This is a genomic window from Streptomyces sp. NPDC057271 (assembly GCF_042668715.1).
Classification (GTDB): Bacteria; Actinomycetota; Actinomycetes; order Streptomycetales; family Streptomycetaceae; genus Streptomyces.
Map to the genome: position 1 here is coordinate 46,854 of NZ_JBHUYJ010000001.1, position 20,141 is coordinate 66,994.

Consider the following 20,141-nt stretch of genomic DNA (forward strand, 5'->3'; position numbering starts at 1 on the left):
GGAGGCTCAGGACCGCGACGCGGGGGAGGCGGGTGGTTCGCCGCCCCGCGCCGCCTCGCAGAGCCCGCGCAGCAGGGCCAGGGCCTCCCGGAGCCCACCGGGACGCAGCATCCCCGGTCCGGGGGTCTGCCCCGCCCAGCCGGGGCCCGCGAGGAGGACGGTCGTCCGGGACCGTGCGCCCTTGACGCCCCAGGAGGTGTCGGCCACGTGTCGGGCCAGCGGATGGTGCGCCGTGGACCGCGCCTGGGCCCACAGCACGACCGCGGCGGGGCCGGTCCTGCGCACCGCCTGGTCGAGAGCCTCGGGCGGCACGGCGGCACCGAACATGCGGGTAGGAAGGGCGAGTTCGGCCAGTCCGGCGGCGAGCGCCTCCAGCGGCAGCGTGTGCTGTTCGTTCGGCACACAGGCGAGCAGGACCGGGGGAGCGGAGGCCGCGTGCCTGGCACGGCCCGGAGCGCCCACCCGGCGCAGGGCGGTCGACACGTGCCAGGACAGCAGGTGCTCCACCTCGACGTACCGGTCCTCCGAGGTGTCCCACTGGCGGCCGACGGCGTGCAGGGCAGGCGCCATGACGTCCTCCCAGGCGGCGACCAGACCCCGTCGCGCGATCACGGACTCCAGCATCTCGTCCATGGCCGAGGAGTCGAGGCGGACCGCGGCCCGGCCAAGGCCCCGGCGCTCCTGCCGCACCTCGTCCGGGAGGGCCGGCCGCTTCTCCGGGAGCGGAGGTGCCGGCGGTACGTCCTCGACCGCCACCGGGGAAGCCGACGCGGCGCGGGCGGCACGTGCCGCCTCCGCGGGCGGGACCCCCGACGCCGTCAGACGGCACATCTCCTGCAGGACGGCGATGTCGCCGGGGGTCCACCGGCGGTGCCGTCCGCTCTCCCGGGACGCCGGCCCGATGCCGTAGCGCCGGTCCCAGGAGCGCAGTGTCGTGGGCGCGACGCCCAGGCGGCGGGCCACCGCGCCGCTGGTGAGGCCCGGGGTGGGTTCGGTCATGCATCCACCATACGACGCAGAATCGATGCGATTGGTATCGCGGAGCGGCCGGGTCGGAATCTGGAGGTGCCCCGCACCCGGGGCTCCGCCCCCCGACCGATCGCCTCCGGTCCCGGCCGTCAGGAGCAGTCGTCATGACCGTCATGACCGCACCGCCCGTCGTCTCCCCGTCGCTCGTCCCCGACGAGGGCCTCTCCGACAAGGACGTCGCCCAGGGGTTCGTACGCGGTGAGGAGCGGTGCCTGACCGTCGCGTACAACCGGTGGAGCGGCCTCGTGCGCACCCTGGCAGCCCGCACCCTGGGAGACCCGCGGGAGGCCGAGGACGTGAGCCAGCAGGTCTTCCTCGCCGCCTGGAAGGGCCGCGGCGGCTACCGGCCGGAGCGCGGGCCCTTCCCCGGCTGGCTCGTCGGCATCGCCCGGCGGAAGATCGCCGACGCGCTCTCCGCGCGCACCCGGCGCCGAGACCTGGTCACCGCGGCCGGAGTCCGGCTGCCGCGCGAGGGCGAGCCGACCCCCGGCCCCGAGGTGGTCCTGGACCGGCTGGTCGTCACCCGCGAACTGGCGAAACTCCCCGCTGTGCAGCGAGAGGTGCTCGCGATGGCCTTCTACGGGGACCTCACCCAGGTGCAGATCGCCGAGCGCACCGGAATGCCGCTCGGCACCGTGAAGAGCCACGCCCGGCGCGGGCTGCACCGGATGCGCCGCGCGCTGAGCGAGGGTCCCGACAGGTGCGTCACGGCGGACGCGACCCGTTAACGACGCATAATCGGTGCGGAAATCGGCAGCGGTGACCTCCGGCCCTGGGGCCGGGCCGGGGACCACCGCTCGGGAAGGACGGCCCTGGGGACCGGCCGGGGACCACCGCTCGGTCGGGCGGGACGCCGTCACCGTGGAATGACTCCGGTCGGGGCTCCGTTCGGGTGAGACATGAGGGACACTGCTGCCGTGCGTGGACATCTCCCGGACGAGAACACCAGTTTCGTGGGGCGCGACAGGGAACTGGACCGACTGGCAGCGCAGTTGAGGGACCGCCGCCTGGTCGTGGTCACGGGGGTCGGAGGCGTCGGCAAGACGCGGCTGGCCCTCCACACCGCGGCCCGCCTCGCCGACGGCTTCCCCGACGGCGCGTGGTGGGCCGACCTCACGCCGCTGGAGGGCGACCGGCTGCTCGTGGCGACCGTCGCCGACGCCGTCGACCTCTCCTTCCACACCCCCGGCATGCCCGCCCCCGTGCTCGGCCGATGGCTCGCCGACAAGCGACTGCTGCTGGTCCTCGACTCCTGCGAACACGTCACGGACGCGTGCGCCCGCCTCCTCACCGACCTGCTCGCCGCGGCTCCCGGACTCACCGTCCTCGCCACCAGCCGACGCCCCCTCGGCCTGCCGGAGGAGAAGGTGCTCACCCTCGAACCGTTCGCCGCCGCGGGACGCGACGCCATGGACCTGCTCCGGCAGCGGACCGCCGCGGGCCCGAGGCGCGGCGCCCGCGTCCCCGCCCAGTGGGCGGCCGGGCCCGCCGCCGAGATCTGCTCCCGGCTGGAGGGGATCCCCCTCGCCCTGGAGCTCGCCGCGGCCCAGATCCGCCTCCAAGGCGTCGAGTCCGTCCGCGACCAACTCGGCTCCCGCTTCGAACTCCTCGTCCACCACGAGCGCGTGTGGCCCCAGCGGCACCAGACCCTGCGTGCCGCGATCGGCTGGAGCCACGAGCTGTGCGACCCCCTCGAACGGCTGCTCTGGGCGCGACTGACCGTCTTCCGCGGCCCGTTCGACCTGGCCTCGGCCCTCCTCGTCTGCACCGGAGGACCGCTGACCCGGGAGACGCTGCCCGCCGCCCTCGACGCGCTCGTCCGCGCCTCCGTGGTCCACAAGGAGGGCGCCCGCCACCGCCTCCTGGACACGATCCGGGAGTACGGCGCCGCCTGGCTCGCCAGGCTCGGCGAGACGGAGGCGGTCGCCGACCGGCACGCCGCCTACTGCCTGGACCTGGCCCGGCGGGCCGACGCCGGATGGCTCGGTCCCGACCAGCTCCACTGGTACACCACCGTCGACGAGCACTACACCGACCTGTGCACCGCGCTGGACCGGCTGCTGCGCACGGACCCCGACGCCGCACTCGCTCTCGCCGGGGCCGTCGGCTTCTACTGGTCGTGCTGCGGCCGGCTGCGCGAGGCCCGCGACTACCTGGAACAGGCACTGGTCCTCAGCGAGGCCAGGGGCGCCGACCGGGCGCGTGCCCTCTGGGCCCTGGGCGTGGTCCTGACCCTGCAGGGCGACTTCGTCCCCGCCCAGGACGTCAGCGAACGCTGCGCGCGCGAGGCCCGGCACGCCGAGTACGACTCCCGGGCCGCTGCCCCGCGCACCAGGCCGGCCGGGGTGGGGACCGACACCCTGGACGCCGCCTATCTCGCGGGACTTCTCGCGCTCATGACCGGTCGGCCGATGGCCGCGCTCGTCCTCGTCGGACACGTCCTCGACGCCGCCCCCGGCCGTCCGACCGACTCGGCCGCCCGACTGCGCTGCCTCCTCGTCCGGGTCTTCGGACTGACCGGACTCGGGCGGTTCGAGGAGGCCCGCGCGGAGGCCCACGCCCTCCGGACGGCCTGCGTGGAGCTCGGCGAGCACTGGACCCGCGCCTATCTCGCCTACCAGCTCGCCCTCATAGGCCTCCTCGAAGGGGAACCCGAGGCCGCGGCCGACCACGCCCGGGAGATGCTGGCGGGAAAGCGGAAGCTCGGCGACGGCTTCGGGGTCGCCCTCGGCCTGGACGTCCTCGCCGCCGCGCTCGCCGCGTCCGGGGACGGCGAACTCGCCGCCGACGTCTCCGGCACGGGCGAGGCGTACTGGCGCTCAACCGGCCACCCGCAGCGCGGCATGCCCGAACTGCACGCCCTGCGCCTCAAGTACGAGCACACCGCCCGCGCGTCCATCGGCTCGACCGCCTACGAGGAGATCTTCCTGCGGGCTCTGTCCGGGCTCGCGCAGGACGGACTCGACCGCGCCCTGCGCGGATCACGGCACACCTGACCCGTCCGCCCGCCGTCCTCCCCGGGCCGAGGACCGCCGCGGGACCGCCGCGGGACCGCCGCGGGACCGCCGCGGGACCGCCGCGGGACCGCTGACTTCCTCCGAGAGACGCCGAACGGATGCGGTGCGACCCGAATATCGGACCATGGGACCAGATCCCCATCCGGCAGCCACTCAGCTCCGAAGTACCTCCTGAGACACCCGCACGCACGGGGCGCGCGGTCCGGCAGGGAGGGGTCGAGGGACGTGGAACGGCAGAGGGTCGCGGTGGTCGGCGGGGGAGTGGCGGGGCTGACCGCCGCCCACGTGCTCCGCCGCGCGTACGACGTGGTGCTGTACGAGGCGGACGACCGCCTCGGCGGCCACGCCCACACCCACGAACTGCCCACCGGGGGCGGCGGGACCGTTCACGTGGACAGCGGATTCATCGTGCACAACGAGCGCACCTACCCCCACCTCCTGCGGCTCTTCCGCGAACTGGGCGTCCGCACCCAGGACTCCGAGATGAGCATGTCCGTGCGGTGCGACGGCTGCGGCCTGGAGTACGCCGGAGCGCGCGGCCCCGCCGGTCTCCTCGGCGGCGGCAACGTCCTGCGCGGCCGGCACCTGCGCATGCTCGCCGACGTCCCGCGCTTCCACCGGGCCGCCCGTCGGCTGCTCGACTCCGGGGACGACGCCCCGACCCTCGGCGAGTTCCTCGAGACGCACCGGTTCTCCGCCCACTTCACCGGCCACTTCGTCGTCCCGCTGGTCTCCGCCGTCTGGTCGTGCGCACCCGGCACCGCGCTGCTCTATCCCGCGCGGTACCTCTTCCGCTTCCTCGCCCACCACGGGCTGCTGTCCGTCACCGGATCGCCCCGATGGCGCACCGTGACAGGAGGGTCGGCCACATACGTCGCCCGGGCCGCCAAACACCTCACCGCCGTACGGACCTCGACCCCGGTCCGCGCGGTCGGGCGCTCCGCGGACCACGCGCGCGTGACCACCGAGGACGGCGACACCGCGACGTACGCCGCCGTCGTCCTCGCCGTCCACCCCGACCAGGCACTGCGGATGCTCGCCGACCCCACGGACGCCGAGCGGCGGGTCCTCGGTGCCTTCACCTACTCCCGCAACCCCACCGTGCTCCACCGTGACACCTCCCTGCTGCCGCGCGCGCCGCACGCGCGCGCCTCGTGGAACTACTGGCTGCCCTCCTGCACCGCCCGTCCCGACGCGGTCCAGGTCAGCTACGACATGAACCGGCTGCAGCGGCTGGAGACGGCCGACCCGCACATCGTCACGCTCAACGCCGGCGACCGGGTCGCCGCCGGCACCGTGCTGGCGCGCATGGTCTACGAGCACCCCGTCTACACCCCCCGGTCCGTCGCCGCCCAGCGGGAGCTGCCCGGCCTGAACACTCCGGTCACCGCCTTCGCCGGCGCCTACCACGGCTGGGGCTTCCACGAGGACGGCTGCCGCTCCGGGGTCGCGGCCGCGAAGGCTCTGGGGGTGACCTGGTGAACACCCGCCCCAGAGAGCCGGATCGGCCCCGCGTGCCGGCGCTCTACGAGTCGACCGTGGCCCACGCCCGCCTCGCCCCCGTCCGTCACGTCTTCCGGACGCGCACCTACTTCTGGCTGGTCGACGTCGACGACCTGCCCCGGATGCCGCGTGGTCTGCGCGCGCTCGCGCGCTTCGACACCCGGGACCACTTCGGCGGCCGGGCACCGACACTGGGCGCCGCGCTGCGGACGTACCTGCGAGCGAACGGAGCGCACGACGCAGACGGGCGCGTCCTCATGCTGACCCAGGCCCGGGTCCTCGGTCATGTCTTCAACCCGTTGACGCTCTACTGGTGCCACGACCGCGACGACACCCTCGTCTGCGTCGTCGCCGAGGTCCACAACACCTACGGCGAGCGCCACTGCTACCTGATGCGCCCCGACGCCCACGGCCGCGCCGACGTAGCCAAGGACTTCTACGTCTCGCCCTTCTACGGCGTCGAGGGCACCTACCGCATGAGGCTGCCCGTGCCCGGGGACGTCCTCGACCTGACCGTGCAACTGCACCACGGCACGGGCCGACCACCCTTCACCGCGAGCGTGCGCGGCCGGCACCGGCCGGCGCGTCCACGCACGGTCCTCTCCGTGGCCCTGCGCCACCCCTGGTCCACCGCGAAGGTCTCCCTCGGCATCCGCCTGCACGGCATCCGCCTCTACCTCCGTGGGCTTCCCGTCCACCCCCGTCCCGTCCACCCCACGCACGAAGGAATGCTGTGACCGCTCCGCACTCCCGGGCGCAGGCGAGGGCCGTCGAGCCTCTCCCCGAGGCCGCGCCCGGCACCGTCGCACCCGCGAGCCGGCCCGACGTCGTCGAGCCGCCCCGCGTCTCGGCCCTGCGGACGGCCGTCGCCCGGCGGATCGTCGAACGCGCCTTCGCCCGCATCCCGTTGCGCGTACGGCACGCGGACGCCGGCGTCCCCGGCGTCCCTGCCACACCCGGCGCCGCGCCCACGCTCACGCTGCACGACCCCGAGGCCTTCCACCGCAGGATCGGCGCCGACGGGCTGATCGGGTTCGGCGAGTCCTACATGGCCGGCGAATGGGACAGCGACGACCTGGTCGGCGTCCTGTCCGTCCTCGCCACCCACGTCGACGACCTGGTCCCGGCGCCGCTGCGCCGACTGCGCGGCGCATGGGTGCGGCGCAGGCCCGCCCACCAGCGCAACACCCCCGAGGGCGCCCGGGACAACATCCACCGGCATTACGACCTCTCCAACGAGCTGTTCGCCCTCTTCCTCGACGCGAGCATGTCCTACTCCTCGGCCGTCTTCGCCGCGTTCCCCGCCTCACCCGCGACCTTCACCGCCGCCCAGCACCGCAAGATCGACCGACTGCTCGACCTGGCCGGCGTCGGACCGGGCACCCGGCTCCTGGAGATCGGTACCGGCTGGGGCGAACTGGCCCTCCGCGCGGCGGGCCGCGGCGCCCGGGTGCTGACCGTCACCCTCTCCGAGGAGCAGGGGGAGCTGGCGCACGCGCGGATCGCCGCCGCCGGGTTCTCCGACCGGGTCACCGTCGAACTCCGCGACTACCGGGACGTCAAGGGCTCCTTCGACGCCGTCGTCAGTGTCGAGATGATCGAGGCCGTCGGCGCCGAATACTGGCCCGCCTACTTCGCGACCCTGGACCGGCTCCTCGCCCCTGGCGGCCGGGTCGCCCTGCAGGCCATCACCATGGAGCACGACAGGATGCTGCGCACCGCCCGTACCCACACCTGGATCAGCAAGTACATCTTCCCCGGCGGCCTCATCCCCTCGCGCGAGGCCATCGCGGCGGAGAGCGCGGCCGTGGGCCTGCGGATCACCGAGGACACCGGCTACGGCGACCACTACGCCGAGACGCTCCGGCTGTGGCGCGAGGCGTTCGTGCGACGCGCCGACGAGGTGGCCGCCCTGGGCTTCGACCGTGTCTTCCGCCGCATGTGGGAGCTGTACCTCGCCTACTCCGAAGCGGGATTCCGCTCCCGCTACCTGGACGTGCGTCAGATCCTGCTGGTCTCCGACGACCTGCGGCGGGGGCTCCGGTGAACGGCTTCGACGGCGACGCGTTCGCCCTGAACCTCGGTGTCGCCGCCGGTGTCGCGCTCGCCGTCATGCTGGCCGCCTTCGTCGTCGGCACCGCCAGGGGAGTCCACCGGGTCGTCGACATCGCCTGGGGTGTCGCCTTCGCCGCGGTCGCCCTCGCCACCCTGCTGCTCTCGGCGGGCCACGGCGACGACGGCCGGCGCCTCGCGGTCGCCCTCGCCACCCTGGTGTGGGGGCTGCGCCTCGCCCTGCACATCGCGCGGCGCGGCCGGGGCCACGGTGAGGATCCGCGGTACGCCCGGATGCTGGCCCGCGCCCCGGGCGACCCCCGGCTCTACGCGCTGCGCAAGATCTATCTGCTCCAGGGCGGGCTCGTCTGGCTCGTCTCCCTGCCCGTCCAGGCCGCCGCGTACCTGGCGGAGCCGCTCGGTGCGGCGGGTGCGCTCGGACTGCTTCTGTGGGCGGTGGGCCTGGCCTTCGAGACGGTCGGCGACCACCAGCTCGCCCGCTTCAAGGCGGACCCCGCCCACCGCGGAATGATCATGGACCGGGGCCTGTGGAGCTGGACCCGCCACCCCAACTACTTCGGCGACTTCCTGGTCTGGTGGGGGCTCTGGCTCCTGGCCTGCGCGACCTCGCAGACTGCCGCGCTGACCCTGGTCTCGCCGGTGGTGATGAGCGCGCTGCTCATCTGGGGCAGCGGCAAACGACTGTTGGAGGCGCACATGGCGGACCGTCCCGGCTTCGCCGACTACGCCGCCCGTACCAGCGGCTTCCTCCCCCGCCCGCCGCGACGGACGGCGAGGTGAGCGCCGCCGCCGACCGCCGGAGGGCGGGGACGTACGACGACGGCGCGCTGGTGCTCCGTTCGTCCCCGGCCGAGCCGAAGGCGGCCGTCCTGCTGCTGCACGGCGGCCGGGCGGACGGACCGGAACCGCCGCCCGCCCTCAACCTTCCGGCCCTGCGCATGCGGCCCTTCGCCGCGGCGGTCGTGCGCGCGACCCGCGGAGCCGACGTCCTCGTGGCCGAGGTGCGCTACCGGCACCGGGGCTGGAACGGCGACCGCTGCGACGCGGCCAGGGACGCCGCGGCGGCCCTCGCACGCGTCCGGAAGCTCGTCGGCGAGGTTCCCGTGGTCCTCATGGGGCACTCCATGGGCGGCCGCGCGGCACTCCGCGCGGCCGGAGACCCCCACGTCCGGGGTGTGGTCGCCCTCGCTCCCTGGTGTCCGCCCGGCGAGCCGGTGGACCATCTGGGCGGCCGTCGCCTCTACCTGCTGCACGACGAGCGGGACCGTGTGACCTCGGCGGCCGAGTCCTGGGAGTTCGTCCGCCGGGCACGAAGGGCCGGTGCGGACGCCGTCGCCGTCCGGATGCCCGAGGGCGGCCACAGCATGCTCCGGAGCGCGGGCTCCTGGCATCGGCGCGCGGCCCGGATCGCCGCGGCCCTGCTCACCGACGTCCCGGCCCCGGGCGGCTGAGGAGTCACCCCCGCATTCTTCCGCCGGCTGTCCCCCGGAAGTGGATCACTGCCGCGCTCCGGGGTGACCGGGCGGCGCGCCGTTTTCCCGTGGACGGGGCGACCGGTGTTGATGGAGGGGTGAGTACCCAGCGCACCGCACCGATACTGACCCGCATCCCCCGGCCCGTCGTGTGTGACGAGGGCGCGGACACCGCGCCGGGGGGCATAGCGGTCCACTCGTGCCGGAACCTCGGCGCCACGGGCCTGCTGGTCCGTCTGACGGGCGAGGTCGACCATCTCGGCGCGGCACCGCTGCGCGCGATACTGGTCTCCGCCGCCGAGTCCGGGGTGACCGACCTCGTGCTCGACGCCTCTCGCGTGACGTTCTGCGACTCGGGTCTGCTCGGCGTCCTCGACCAGTGGACCCTGATGGGCGGCCGGTACCGCATCGACGCGCCCACACCTGTCGTCCTGCGCCTGCTGCGGGTCTCCGAGGGGACCCTGCGCGGACCGCTGCGGCGCGCCGACGGCTGACCCGCGGTTCTGGACGGAGCGGGGCCGGCGGCGTCGACCGTCGACGCCGCCCGCCCCGTTCACGCCCGTGGAACGGGCGGCGCGCTCCGTGCGCGCTCCGTGCGCGGTTCCCTACTTCAGGTACGGCCCCGCGGTCCCGATCCGGCCGGGCCCGTTCAGGACGTACACCCGCAGGTTGCCCTTCCCCGGTGCCACGACGCTCAGGGTGCCGTCGGCGACGACCCGCCGGTCGCCGGTGACGGCGTCCGTGTAGGTGCCGTTCGGGATTCCGGTGAAGGTGGCCCCACCGCTGACCGTGACCAGGGCGAAGCTGTCGGTCGTGCCGCTGGTGTAGCGGCGCTTGTACGCCATCGTGCCGCTGATGCCCTCGGTGGCGTACTGACCCATCTGCAGGGCAGGAATCGCCCGGCGGATCTGATTGAGCCGCTGGACGTGCTGGACCAGCGGCTGGGCCAGGGTCTGGGCGACCGCTCCGCTCGCCGACTCGACGGTGGAGAAGCCGGAGGCCTTCACGTCCCCGGCGAGATGGTCGCCGAAGTAGGCGCGGCCCGTGGTCGCCAGCGGGCAGGTGGGCCCGCAGTCGATCTTCTTGCCCTTCTGGAACTCGATCTCGGATCCGTAGTACAGCGTCGGGATGCCGCGGAAGGTCCACATCAGCGACATGTTCTCCGCCCAGGCGTCGGTGCCGCCGGCGTAGCGCTCGCTGCTCTTGTTGGGTCCGTAGTCGTGGCTGTCGACGTACACGACGTTGTAGGTGGCGTCGTTGTAGCTGTCGTCGGAGTCCTTGCCGTTGACGAAGGCGTTGTGCGCGTCACCGAAGTTCATGTGCATGCGCATGTCGAAGACGTTCATCCCGGAGAACCTGCTGTGGTCCGGCGCGTGGTAGCTGTTGCCGTTCAGGAACGCGTTGTTCGACGTGGGCTGGTTCGCCGGACCCTGCTGCTGCTCGTGTTCGTACATCTCCAGGGCGGCCCGGGCGTCGTCGGCGTCGTACTCCCCGCGCTCCTTCCAGGTGTAGAACTGGGCGGAGTGGTTGACCGAGCCGCGGTTCCACTTGTCGTTGACGAAGGCGGCGACCTCGCCGAAGACGAAGAAGTTCTTCGCCGCCTCCGCGCCGAACCTCTGGGTGACCCTTTCCTGGATGGCGGGCAGGAAGCGCCGGTTCCAGGTGGTGCGCGGGATGTGGACGGCGGTGTCGACGCGGAAGCCGTCCACGCCCATGTCGATGTACTTGTCGTAGGCGCCGATCAGGTAGTTCTGCACGGGTGCCGACTCGGTGTCGAAGTCGGCCAGGTCGTCGTGCAGCCAGCAGGAACGGGAGTCCTCGCCCTCCCAGTTGCCGATCCAGCAGTCGTGGTAGAGCGACTTCGGGAACATGCCCGTCGTGGGGTTCGGCCACTGGCAGTTGTAGATCCGGTAGCCCTCGGGGGAGGTGTACCGGGTCGGGGTGCCCCAGTTGACGCAGGTGTTGCCGGTCGGCTCGGCCGTCGACCAGAGGTCGCCGTTGTAGTAGGACTTCCCGGACTTCGGTTCGACGGTCAGCCCGTCGTACTCGAAGGAGGAGTTCGGCTCGTCGTAGTACCAGCTCCACTGGCTGTCGCGGACGCCGTACGTCTTGGGGGTGAACAGTCCCTTGGCGCCCCAGCGGGAGGAGTGGTTGTAGACGACGTCCTGGTAGATCTTCATGCCCTTGGCGTGGGCCGCGTTGATCAGGTCCTGGTACGAGGCTCCGGCCGACTCCAGGCGGGCGTCGACCCGGTAGAAGTCGTACCCGTGGTAGCCGTGGTAGTCGTAGTCGGAGCGGTTGAGTACCACGGGGGTGATCCATACGGCGGAGAAGCCGAGCCCCTTGATGTAGTCGAGCTTGTTCACCAGCCCCTTGAAGTCACCCCGGAACATCGGATCGCCGCCCGCCGCGTTCCCCGACGTGGTGTGCTGGCTGCCGCCCCGGTCGTTCGACGTGTCGCCGTCGTTGAAGCGGGCGGTCAGGACGAAGTAGATCGGGTCCTTGCGGGGGTCGGTGCCGAGCGGGCGGCCCGGTTCGGGACCCGGTGGCGCCGTGCCGGTGGTCGCTTGGGCGGGCGCGGAGGCGGCGGAGGCGTTGCCCGCGGCGTCGAGGGCCCTGACCGTGTAGGTGTAGGCGGTGTTCTCCGCCAGGTCCGTGTCGGAGAGGACGGTGGAGCCGACGTCGGTGACCGTCGTGCCGCCCGTGCCTCCGGTACGGGTCACCTGATAGCCCGTCACCCCCTTGTCGTCGGTGGAGGGTTCCCACGTCAGGACGACGGACGTGCCGTCGGCGTTCGCGGTGACACCGCTCGGCACGCTGGGCGCCCGGGTGTCGGGGGGCTCGGCGGCGCACGGATCGGCGGCGCCGCCGGTGACCACCCTGTCCTCCACGGTCGTCGTGCCGGCGGACAGTGCGTAGTTCGCGCCGTTGTTGTTGTCCCAGACACCGTTGCCGTTGTTGAAGACGGCGCTCATGGTGGTGGCGGCACCGAGGTCGACGGTCCGCTTCCACCAGCCGGTGCAGGCCGCCTCCATGCCGATGCCGGGGACGGTTGTCCAGGCGCCGCCGGCGGGGGCGTAGTGCAGGTTGGCTGTGGTCCAGCCGAGCGCGGCGGTGGAGTAGTAGACGGTGGCCTGGTCGCCGGGGTCGGTGGGTCCGCCCGGGTCGTCGGCGCACGGGTCGGAGTGGGCGACCACGCCGTCCCGGACCGTGATCGTGCCGGTGCCCAGGTCGTAGTTCTGTCCGCCGTTGTTGTCCCAGGTGCCCGCGCCGTTGTTGAAGGTGGCCTGGAGCCCCTCGGCGGAGCCCAGGGCGACGGTCTTCTTCACCCAGTCCGTACAGGCCGCCTCCATCGCCACGCCGGGGACGGCGGTCCAGGCGCCGCCGTCGGGGGCGTAGTGGAGGTTGTGGGCCGACCAGTTCTTGGTCTTCGTGTAGTAGAAGACCGTCGCCGTGTTCTCCGCGGCCGCGACGGGCACCGAGGGTGCGGCGGACGGGTCGGCCGGGGATGTGGCGGAGAGCAGCCCGATCAGGCAGGCGGCGGCCAGGGCCGCGGCCGGGGCGCGACCGAAGCGCGGAACGGGGGAGCGTCGCATGCGTCTCTTCTCCGGAGCAGGGCCACGACGGGGAGGCCGTGGTGGGGAGGCCGTGGTGGGGATGCTGAAAGATCAGTCGGAAACTTTCTGCAAGCGTTTGCGTCGCCGAAAGTTACCCGTGCATGACAGGGGCGTAAAGGGTCGCGGCAGCATCTGTGTCGAACGGAGCGGGACGTGTCCGGCGGCGGTGAGGCGGCGGAGCCGGGCCCGGGAATCGTGGCCCGGGCGCGGCCGAATAGAGTCGGCTGTGGCGAGGATCCGGCGCCTCACCGGCGTACCGGACCCGCGCCCGTCCCCGTACCGTCGCACCACCCCGAGGAGCACTCCGTGACCGACGCGGCGTCCACCGCCCTGCAGCAGCAGATCGCCCGGGAACTCGAGGTGTCCCCGACCTTCGACCCGCTCGTCGAGATCGAACGCCGGGTCGCCTTCCTGGCCGAGCGCCTCACCTCCACCGGGCTGCGCGGCCTGGTCCTCGGGATCAGCGGCGGCGTGGACTCCACGACCGCGGGCCGGCTCTGCCAGCTCGCCGTTGAGCGGGCCCGCGCGGCGGGCCACGACGCCACCTTCTACGCCATGCGCCTGCCCTACGGCGTCCAGGCCGACGAAAAGGACGCCCAGCTCGCCCTGGGCTTCATCGCCGCCGACCGGGTCCTCACCGTGGACGTCAAGGCGTCGAGCGACGCCGCGCTGGAGGCCTGCCTGGCCGGCGGGGTGACCTTCCGGGACGCCCACCACCAGGACTTCGTCCAGGGCAACATCAAGGCCCGGCAGCGCATGATCGCGCAGTACGCCGTCGCGGGCGCCCACGACGGCTTCGTGGTCGGCACCGACCACGCGGCGGAGGCGGTCTCCGGCTTCTTCACCAAGTACGGCGACGGCGCTGCAGACCTCGTCCCGCTGACCGGCCTGACCAAGCGTCGCGTGCGCGCCTGCGCCGAGGCCCTCGGCGCCCCCGCCGAGCTGGTGTGGAAGACCCCGACGGCCGACCTGGAGACCCTCGACCCGGGCAAGCCCGACGAGGACGCGCTCGGCGTCACGTACGACGACATCGACGACTTCCTGGAGGGCAAGCCGGTCGCGGAGGCCGCCTTCGCCTCGATCACCCGCCGCTACGAGCTGACCGAACACAAGCGCCGGCTGCCGATCGCTCCCTGAGGGTGACGGGCGGCGACCATCCGGCCGTCAGCCCGCGTGGCGGGCGCACGGATGGTGCTCCGCTGGGTGTGCCTTCGGAGATCCCGAACGGCACACGCGAAGGAGACAACGGCATGTTCGGACAGTCGAAGGCGTTCAGCGGCTTCTCGGTCGACGACATGGACAAGGCGCGCCAGTTCTACGGCGACACCCTCGGCCTCCAGGTGGAGGAGTCCGGCGACGGGCCCATGCGGATGCTGACGATCAAGCTGGGGAGCGGTGCGAACGTCTTCGTCTACCCCAAGGACGACCACACGCCCGCGTCCTTCACGATCCTGAACTTCCCCGTCGACGACATCGAGGTGGCCGTCGACGAGCTGGCGAAGCGGGGCGTGACCCTCACGCGCTATCCGGGGTTCGAGCATGACGCCAAGGGAGTGGTCAAGGGCCCCGGGGGACCGACCGCGATCGCCTGGTTCACGGACCCGGCGGGCAACGTCCTCTCCGTCATCCAGGAGTAGCGAGCGGTACGACGACGGCCCGGCCCCGAGCGAGGGGGCCGGGCCGTCGTCGTACGGGCCGGCGCGTTTCCCCCGCCGTCGTACGGGAAGCCGCGGGCCGAGGAGGTGCGTCATGTCCGGACACGACGGCAGGGGCCCCGGGAGCGGGGGGCGGGAGAGCAGAAGGGAAGGCGAAGCGGCGCACGCGCACGCCCAGTACCAGCGCGACAAGGCGGAGAACCTCCTCCAGCGGGCGCGGCGGAGCGCCGACCCCGAGGAGGCGGCGCGGCTGCGCGAGCAGGGCGAGGAGCTCAAGGAGCGCAGCGAACAGGCCCTGCGCGAGGAGCACGAACCCTGGCCCGACGACCTCCACGAGCGATACCCCGGCTAGGGCAGTGGCGAAGGCCCCGCCCGGCACGCGACGCCTGGCGCGGACTCTCGCGTAGCCCTTCGGGCATGGGAGGCGCCGCCATGCCGCGTTGTCGGGATCGCCCGAGCACGCCCGGTACGGGCGCTCGGGGGTGGTGCTCGAACGGACCGCCCGGAGTGCGTCCCCCGGGGCCTGCACCTGCAATGGGGGGATGACCGCGCCCCCCGACGACTGCCTCGCGCGCAACGAGTGGATCTGCGGCGACTACCTGACCTCCCGGAGCGAGATCCTCGGTGACGCCGTCGTCCAGCATCTGCAGCTGACCTTCGTCTCCGTGGCCCTCGCCGTGCTGCTCGCCGTCCCGCTCGCCGTCGCCGCCCGCCGCTGGCGCTGGGCCGCCGGCCCCGTCCTCGGGGTCACCACGATCCTGTACACGATCCCGTCCCTCGCGATGTTCTCGCTGCTCCTGCCGCTCTACGGACTCAGCGCCTCGATCGTCATCGCCGGGCTCGTGCTCTACTCGCTCACCCTGCTCGTACGGAACATCCTGGCCGGGCTGCGCGCCGTCCCCGAGGACACCCGGCAGGCCGCGCGCGGCATGGGCTACGGACCGGTCCGGCTGCTGCTCACCGTCGAGCTGCCGCTCGCGCTGCCCGCCTCGATGGCCGGGCTGCGCATCGCCACCGTCTCCGCCGTCTCCCTCGTCACCATCGGCGCGATCGTCGGCCACGGCGGCCTGGGCAACCTCATGTACTCCGGGATGAACACCTACTTCAAGGCGCAGGTCCTCACCGCCTCCGTCCTCTGCGTGATCATCGCGGTCTCCGCCGACCTGGTGCTGCTCGGCGCGCAGCGGCTGCTCACGCCCTGGGCCGGAAGGCGGGCCGCGTGAACACCCTCTCCGCCGGCTGGGACTGGCTCACCAGCGCCGCCAACTGGTCCGGCGACAACGGAGTCTGGCACCGCCTCGCCGAGCATCTCCTCCTGACCGTCGTCTGCCTCGCGCTGAGCTGCGCGATCGCCCTCCCCGTCGCACTCGTCCTCGGCCACCTCGGCAGGGGCGGCGCCCTCGCGGTGAACCTCTCCAACGTCGGTCGCGCCGTGCCCACCTTCGCCGTCCTGGTCCTGCTGCTGCTCAGCCCGATCGGTTCGTACGGGGAGTGGCCCACGATCATCGCGCTCGTCCTGTTCGCGGTCCCGCCGCTGCTCACCAACGCGTACGTCGGCATGCGCGGCGTCGACGCCGACGTCGTACGGGCCGCGCGAGGGATGGGGATGACGGGCCGGCAGATGCTCCTCGGGGTGGAACTGCCGCTGGCGCTCCCGCTGATCCTCACCGGCGTCCGGATCGCCGCCGTGCAGCTCGTGGCCACCGCGACCGTCGCCGCGCTCGCGGGCGGAGGCGGTCTCGGCCGGATCATCACCGCAGGCTTCAACCTCGCCTCCACCCCGCAGGTCGTCGCGGGGGCGGTCCTCGTCGCGCTCCTGGCGCTGCTGGTCGAGGGCGTCTTCGAGGGCGCGCAGCGCCTGGCCCCGGCCTGGGGCCGGGGGAGCGGGGGATGATCGGGCGGCGCGTCGCGGCGGCCGCGGTGGCGGTCGCGCTGACCCTCTCCGCCCCCACCGGCTGTGCCACCGGTCCCTCGCTCGAGAACCAGGGCGAGGTCACCGCCCCGCCCGGCGACAGCCGCGATCTCACCATCGGCTCGGCCGGCTTCACCGAGAGCGATCTGCTGGCCCAGATGTACGCCCTGCTCCTCGAAGAGGCCGGCTACGGTACGAAGATCATCTCCGTCACCAACCGCGAGATCTACGAACCGGCTCTGGAGAGCGGCCAGATCGACGTCGTGGCCGAGTACGCGGCCACGTTCGCGGACTGGCTTAACGCCAAGGTCCACGGGCCGGACGCGCCGACCGTCGGCTCACCCGATCTGACCGTCACCATGACCGCCCTGCGCGGGCTCGCCGGACCACGCGGACTGACGGTCCTCGACGCGGGCCGGGCCGTCGACCAGAACGCCTTCGCCGTCACGCGCGCGTACGCCGCCGAGCACAGCCTGAAGACCCTGAGCGACGTCGGCGCGGCGAGACTTCCGGTACGGCTCGCGGCGGGCGACGAGTGCGTGCAGCGGCCGTACTGCGCGCCCGGTCTGCGGGAGACCTACGGCATCGACGTCACCGGCGTCGACCCGAAGGGCGTGGGCACCACACAGGCCAAACAGGCCGTGCAGAGCGGTGAGGACCAGATGGTCCTGACCACGACCACCGACGCCACGCTCGACGAGTTCGGCCTGGTCCTGCTCGCCGACGACAGGAACCTCCAGAACGCCGACCACATCGTCCCCGTCGTCAACCGCTCCCGGGCCGGCAGCGAGCGCGTCACCGCCACCCTGGCGAGCCTCAACACCGTTCTGACCACGGCCGATCTGGCGAACATGAACAAGCAGGTGGACAGCTGGCGCCGGCTTCCGGAGGACGTCGCGCGGACCTATCTCAGGGAGAGGAGGCTCATCCCCGCCGAACCGGTCTGACGCCCGCACCCCGCACCCCGCACCCCGCACCCCGCACCCCGCACCCCGCACCCCGCACCCCGCACCCCGTACCCCTCACGCGTCGGCGACCGAGTCGAACTCCACCTCGTCCCGGGCCACGCCCCGCGCGTCGGCGTCCACGGAGCGGCGCAGGGCCTCGTGGAGCTTCGCCGGGGTGAGGACCCCGAGGAACCGCGTCCCGTCGAGGACGGCCACCCAGCCCGCGTCGTGCTGCAGCATCTCGCCGAACGCCTGCTTCAGCGGGGCGCCGACCGGCACCCAGGCCTCCATGCGGCGGGCCAGGTCGCCGACCGTGCCCTCCCGGCCCGCGAGCGCGAGGACGTCGGTGGCGACCCAGCCGTGCAGATCGCCGTCGGCGCCCAGGACGACGGCCCAGCGGGCCTCCTCTCCCCGCAGCCGGGCCGCCGCGTCCGGCGCCGGCTCGTCCAGCCGGGCCACGGACGGCTGTTCCAGGTCGTCCGGTTCGATCGTGGTGACCGAGAGCCGCTTCAGCCCCCGGTCGGCGCCCACGAACTGGGCGACGTAGGGCGTGGCGGGCGAGCCGAGCACGGCCGCCGGGGTGTCGAACTGCTCGATGCGGCCCTGTCCGTAGACGGCGATCCGGTCGCCCATGCGGACCGCCTCCTCGATGTCGTGGGTGACCAGGAGGACCGTCTTGCGCACGGTCGCCTGGAGGCTCAGGAACTCGTTCTGGAGGTGCTCGCGGACGACGGGGTCCACCGCCCCGAAAGGTTCGTCCATCAGCAGGACGGGCGGGTCGGCGGCGAGCGCGCGGGCGACGCCGACGCGTTGGCGCTGGCCGCCGGAGAGTTGCGCCGGGTAGCGCGGGCCGTAGGTGCCGGGGTCGAGGCCGACCAGGTCGAGGAGTTCGGCGGCGCGTGCCCGGGCCTTCGACTTCTTCCAGCCGAGCAGCGCGGGCACGGTCGCGGTGTTGTCGAGGATCGTCCGGTGCGGAAAGAGCCCGACCTGCTGGATCACGTAACCGATCGTCCTGCGCAGCCTGACCGGATCGACCTTCGCGATGTCCTCCCCGTCGACCAGGATCCGGCCCGAGGTCGGTTCGATGAGCCGGTTGACCATCATCATCGTGGTCGTCTTGCCGCAGCCCGAGGGACCGACCAGCGTGACCAGTTCGCCCTCGGACACGTCGAAGGAGAGGCCGTCGACCGCGGTGGTGCCGTCCGCGTACACCTTGCTGACCTGCTCGAACCGGATCATGGATCCACGCTAGGAGCCGCGGATGCGCCACGCACGGGGGCCGGGACCGTCCGGGGAGCGGCAGCCCGCTGAACACCGTCTCTTGTCATGACCCTTGCGAGCCGCTCTCCGGCGCTGCTATTTCAATTCGTTAGGAAACTTTCCTTCCAATCCATCGTTCCGGGAGACCCCCATGACATCGGCACGATCGGCACGGCTCCGACTGCGCTCCCTGGGTGCCGCCGGCACCGCGGCGGCCGCACTCCTCCTCGGCCTCGCCACCGCACCGCCCGCGGCGGTCGCCGCCCCCGTCACCCACGAGGCGGAGGCCGCCACCGTCTCGCGGGGTGCGGTCGAGTCCAACCACGCGGGCTTCACCGGCACCGGATTCGTCAACTACGACAACGCCGCCGGCGGTTACGTCCAGTGGAACGTCAACGCCGCACAGGCGGGCCAGGCGACCCTGACCCTGCGCTACGCCAACGGCACCACGACCAACCGGCCCATGGACATCGCCGTCAACGGGACACTCGCCGCCGCCGGCAAGGCCTTCGCCGGCACGGGCGCCTGGACCGCCTGGGGCACCACCTCCCTCACCGTGAACCTTAGGGCGGGCGCCAACACCGTCCGCGCCACCGCGACCACGGCCAACGGCGGCCCCAACGTCGACCACATCAAGGTCGACACCGCCACGGCGCCCCCGGTCGGCGACACCCCGGTCGCGATCAACGGCCGGCTCACGGTCTGCGGCGTCAAGCTCTGCAACCAGTACGGCAAGCCCGTCCAGCTGCGCGGCATGTCCAGCCACGGCACCCAGTGGTACCCGCAGTGCCTCACCGACGGGTCGCTCGACGCGCTCGCCAAGGACTGGAAGGCAGACGTCCTGCGCGTCTCCACCTACGTCCAGGAGGACGGCTGGGAGACCGACCCGGTCAGGTTCACCAACCTCGCCCACACGCTGATCGACCAGGCCACCGCGCGCGGCATGTACGTGATCGTCGACTGGCACATGCTCGACCCGGGCGACCCGCACGCCAACCTGGGAGGCGCCAAGAGGTTCTTCACCGACATCGCCGCCCGGCACAAGAACAAGAGCAACATCTTCTACGAGGTCGCCAACGAGCCCAACGGTGACGGCGTGACCTGGTCGAGGATCAAGAGCTACCACGAGCAGATCATCCCGGTCATCCGGAACATCGACGGCGACGCGCCGATCCTGCTCGGCACCCGCGCCTGGTCCTCCCTGGGCGTCTCGGACGGCGGCAGTGAGGCCGAGGTCGTCAACAACCCGGTCAATGCCACCAACGTCATGTACACCTTCCACTTCTACGCGATGTCCCACCGCGACGCGTACCTGAACGCCCTCTCCCGGGCCGCCGACCGGATCCCCGTGTTCGTCACCGAGTTCGGCACCCAGGACTACGCGGGTGAGGGCGCCAACGACTTCACCATGACGCAGAGGTACATCGACCTGATGGCCGCCAAGAAGATCAGCTGGACCAACTGGAACTTCTCCGACGACCACCGCTCGGGCGCGGTCTTCAAGCCCGGCACGTGCGACGGCAACGGTCCCTGGACGGGCACCTCCTCCCTCAAGGAGGCCGGCGTCTGGATCCGCGACCGGATCAGGTCCGCCGACGACTTCCCCACCTCCTGACCTCTTCCCGCCCCGCCTTCCGCACCACCTCCCGACGCACG

18 protein-coding genes are annotated in these 20,141 nt (G+C 72.6%); 15 read left to right on the forward strand and 3 right to left on the reverse strand.

The window, feature by feature from the left end:
- Window positions 1–6 precede the first annotated feature (6 nt).
- Entirely contained in the window at window positions 7–999 is a 993-nt protein-coding gene (locus ACFUJR_RS00220) for a MerR family transcriptional regulator (RefSeq protein WP_383169752.1), read from the reverse strand.
- 143 nt (window positions 1,000–1,142) lie between these two features.
- Between ACFUJR_RS00220 and ACFUJR_RS00225 the strand changes: the two genes are divergently transcribed.
- The 8 genes from ACFUJR_RS00225 (at window position 1,143) to ACFUJR_RS00260 (ending at window position 9,588) form a co-directional block, all read left to right on the forward strand.
- A complete protein-coding gene (locus tag ACFUJR_RS00225; RefSeq protein ID WP_383169811.1) occupies window positions 1,143–1,757 on the forward strand; it encodes a sigma-70 family RNA polymerase sigma factor in 615 nt (204 codons plus the stop codon).
- A 189-nt stretch (window positions 1,758–1,946) separates the two neighbouring features.
- On the forward strand, window positions 1,947–4,025 hold the full coding sequence (locus ACFUJR_RS00230; protein ID WP_383169750.1) for an ATP-binding protein: 2,079 nt from the start codon (window positions 1,947–1,949) through the stop codon (window positions 4,023–4,025).
- Window positions 4,026–4,271: 246 nt separating this feature from the next.
- A complete protein-coding gene (locus ACFUJR_RS00235) occupies window positions 4,272–5,528 on the forward strand; it encodes an NAD(P)/FAD-dependent oxidoreductase (RefSeq protein WP_383169748.1) in 1,257 nt (418 codons plus the stop codon).
- Window positions 5,529–5,560: 32 nt separating this feature from the next.
- A complete protein-coding gene (locus ACFUJR_RS00240) occupies window positions 5,561–6,286 on the forward strand; it encodes a DUF1365 domain-containing protein (protein ID WP_383169809.1) in 726 nt (241 codons plus the stop codon).
- The gene (locus ACFUJR_RS00245) at window positions 6,283–7,596 is read left to right on the forward strand and encodes a class I SAM-dependent methyltransferase (protein ID WP_383169746.1); all 1,314 of its coding nucleotides are present in this window, start codon (window positions 6,283–6,285) and stop codon (window positions 7,594–7,596) included. Before ACFUJR_RS00240 ends, ACFUJR_RS00245 begins: the two co-directional genes overlap by 4 nt.
- Entirely contained in the window at window positions 7,593–8,402 is an 810-nt protein-coding gene (locus ACFUJR_RS00250; protein ID WP_383169744.1) for a DUF1295 domain-containing protein, read from the forward strand. Before ACFUJR_RS00245 ends, ACFUJR_RS00250 begins: the two co-directional genes overlap by 4 nt.
- Complete coding sequence (locus ACFUJR_RS00255; RefSeq protein ID WP_383450156.1) at window positions 8,399–9,073, forward strand: alpha/beta hydrolase; 675 nt, start codon at window positions 8,399–8,401, stop codon at window positions 9,071–9,073. Before ACFUJR_RS00250 ends, ACFUJR_RS00255 begins: the two co-directional genes overlap by 4 nt.
- A gap of 119 nt (window positions 9,074–9,192) precedes the next feature.
- Window positions 9,193–9,588, forward strand: a complete 396-nt coding sequence (locus ACFUJR_RS00260; RefSeq protein WP_383180838.1) for an STAS domain-containing protein — start codon at window positions 9,193–9,195, stop codon at window positions 9,586–9,588.
- A gap of 111 nt (window positions 9,589–9,699) precedes the next feature.
- Here ACFUJR_RS00260 and ACFUJR_RS00265 read toward each other — a convergent pair whose 3' ends face one another.
- Window positions 9,700–12,690, reverse strand: coding sequence for a carbohydrate binding domain-containing protein (locus ACFUJR_RS00265; protein ID WP_383180835.1), 2,991 nt, complete (start codon window positions 12,688–12,690; stop codon window positions 9,700–9,702).
- Window positions 12,691–13,017: 327 nt separating this feature from the next.
- Here ACFUJR_RS00265 and nadE point away from each other — a divergent pair, with 327 nt between their 5' ends.
- The 6 genes from nadE to ACFUJR_RS00295 all read left to right on the forward strand — a co-directional run bounded on the left by nadE (window position 13,018) and on the right by ACFUJR_RS00295 (window position 17,225).
- Window positions 13,018–13,848: an ammonia-dependent NAD(+) synthetase gene (gene nadE / locus ACFUJR_RS00270; protein WP_383180832.1), complete on the forward strand. Its 831-nt coding sequence runs from the start codon at window positions 13,018–13,020 to the stop codon at window positions 13,846–13,848.
- A gap of 113 nt (window positions 13,849–13,961) precedes the next feature.
- Entirely contained in the window at window positions 13,962–14,348 is a 387-nt protein-coding gene (locus ACFUJR_RS00275; RefSeq protein ID WP_383180829.1) for a VOC family protein, read from the forward strand.
- Window positions 14,349–14,460: 112 nt separating this feature from the next.
- Window positions 14,461–14,718: a DUF6381 family protein gene (locus ACFUJR_RS00280; protein ID WP_383171595.1), complete on the forward strand. Its 258-nt coding sequence runs from the start codon at window positions 14,461–14,463 to the stop codon at window positions 14,716–14,718.
- Between the two features lie 190 nt (window positions 14,719–14,908).
- Complete coding sequence (locus tag ACFUJR_RS00285; RefSeq protein WP_383171597.1) at window positions 14,909–15,589, forward strand: ABC transporter permease; 681 nt, start codon at window positions 14,909–14,911, stop codon at window positions 15,587–15,589.
- Window positions 15,586–16,260: an ABC transporter permease gene (locus ACFUJR_RS00290; protein WP_383171599.1), complete on the forward strand. Its 675-nt coding sequence runs from the start codon at window positions 15,586–15,588 to the stop codon at window positions 16,258–16,260. Before ACFUJR_RS00285 ends, ACFUJR_RS00290 begins: the two co-directional genes overlap by 4 nt.
- Window positions 16,257–17,225 (forward strand): ABC transporter substrate-binding protein, encoded by a 969-nt coding sequence (locus tag ACFUJR_RS00295; RefSeq protein WP_383171601.1) that lies wholly within the window; start codon window positions 16,257–16,259, stop codon window positions 17,223–17,225. Before ACFUJR_RS00290 ends, ACFUJR_RS00295 begins: the two co-directional genes overlap by 4 nt.
- Before the next feature lie 75 nt (window positions 17,226–17,300).
- Here ACFUJR_RS00295 and ACFUJR_RS00300 read toward each other — a convergent pair whose 3' ends face one another.
- A complete protein-coding gene (locus ACFUJR_RS00300; protein WP_383171603.1) occupies window positions 17,301–18,464 on the reverse strand; it encodes a betaine/proline/choline family ABC transporter ATP-binding protein in 1,164 nt (387 codons plus the stop codon).
- Between the two features lie 172 nt (window positions 18,465–18,636).
- On the opposite strand from ACFUJR_RS00300, the gene ACFUJR_RS00305 reads away from it, so the two are divergent.
- On the forward strand, window positions 18,637–20,100 hold the full coding sequence (locus ACFUJR_RS00305) for a cellulase family glycosylhydrolase (protein WP_383171605.1): 1,464 nt from the start codon (window positions 18,637–18,639) through the stop codon (window positions 20,098–20,100).
- The last annotated feature ends 41 nt before the right edge of the window (window positions 20,101–20,141 follow it).

Bases quoted from the DNA above. Each gene is read 5' to 3' on its own strand.
- ACFUJR_RS00220 (WP_383169752.1), bottom strand. From the start codon at position 999: ATGACCGAACCCACCCCGGGCCTCACCAGCGGCGCGGTGGCCCGCCGC.
- ACFUJR_RS00225 (WP_383169811.1), top strand. From the start codon at position 1,143: ATGACCGCACCGCCCGTCGTCTCCCCGTCGCTCGTCCCCGACGAGGGC.
- ACFUJR_RS00265 (WP_383180835.1), bottom strand. From the start codon at position 12,690: ATGCGACGCTCCCCCGTTCCGCGCTTCGGTCGCGCCCCGGCCGCGGCC.
- ACFUJR_RS00275 (WP_383180829.1), top strand. From the start codon at position 13,962: ATGTTCGGACAGTCGAAGGCGTTCAGCGGCTTCTCGGTCGACGACATG.
- ACFUJR_RS00280 (WP_383171595.1), top strand. From the start codon at position 14,461: ATGTCCGGACACGACGGCAGGGGCCCCGGGAGCGGGGGGCGGGAGAGC.
- ACFUJR_RS00285 (WP_383171597.1), top strand. From the start codon at position 14,909: ATGACCGCGCCCCCCGACGACTGCCTCGCGCGCAACGAGTGGATCTGC.
- ACFUJR_RS00295 (WP_383171601.1), top strand. From the start codon at position 16,257: ATGATCGGGCGGCGCGTCGCGGCGGCCGCGGTGGCGGTCGCGCTGACC.
- ACFUJR_RS00300 (WP_383171603.1), bottom strand. From the start codon at position 18,464: ATGATCCGGTTCGAGCAGGTCAGCAAGGTGTACGCGGACGGCACCACC.
- ACFUJR_RS00305 (WP_383171605.1), top strand. From the start codon at position 18,637: ATGACATCGGCACGATCGGCACGGCTCCGACTGCGCTCCCTGGGTGCC.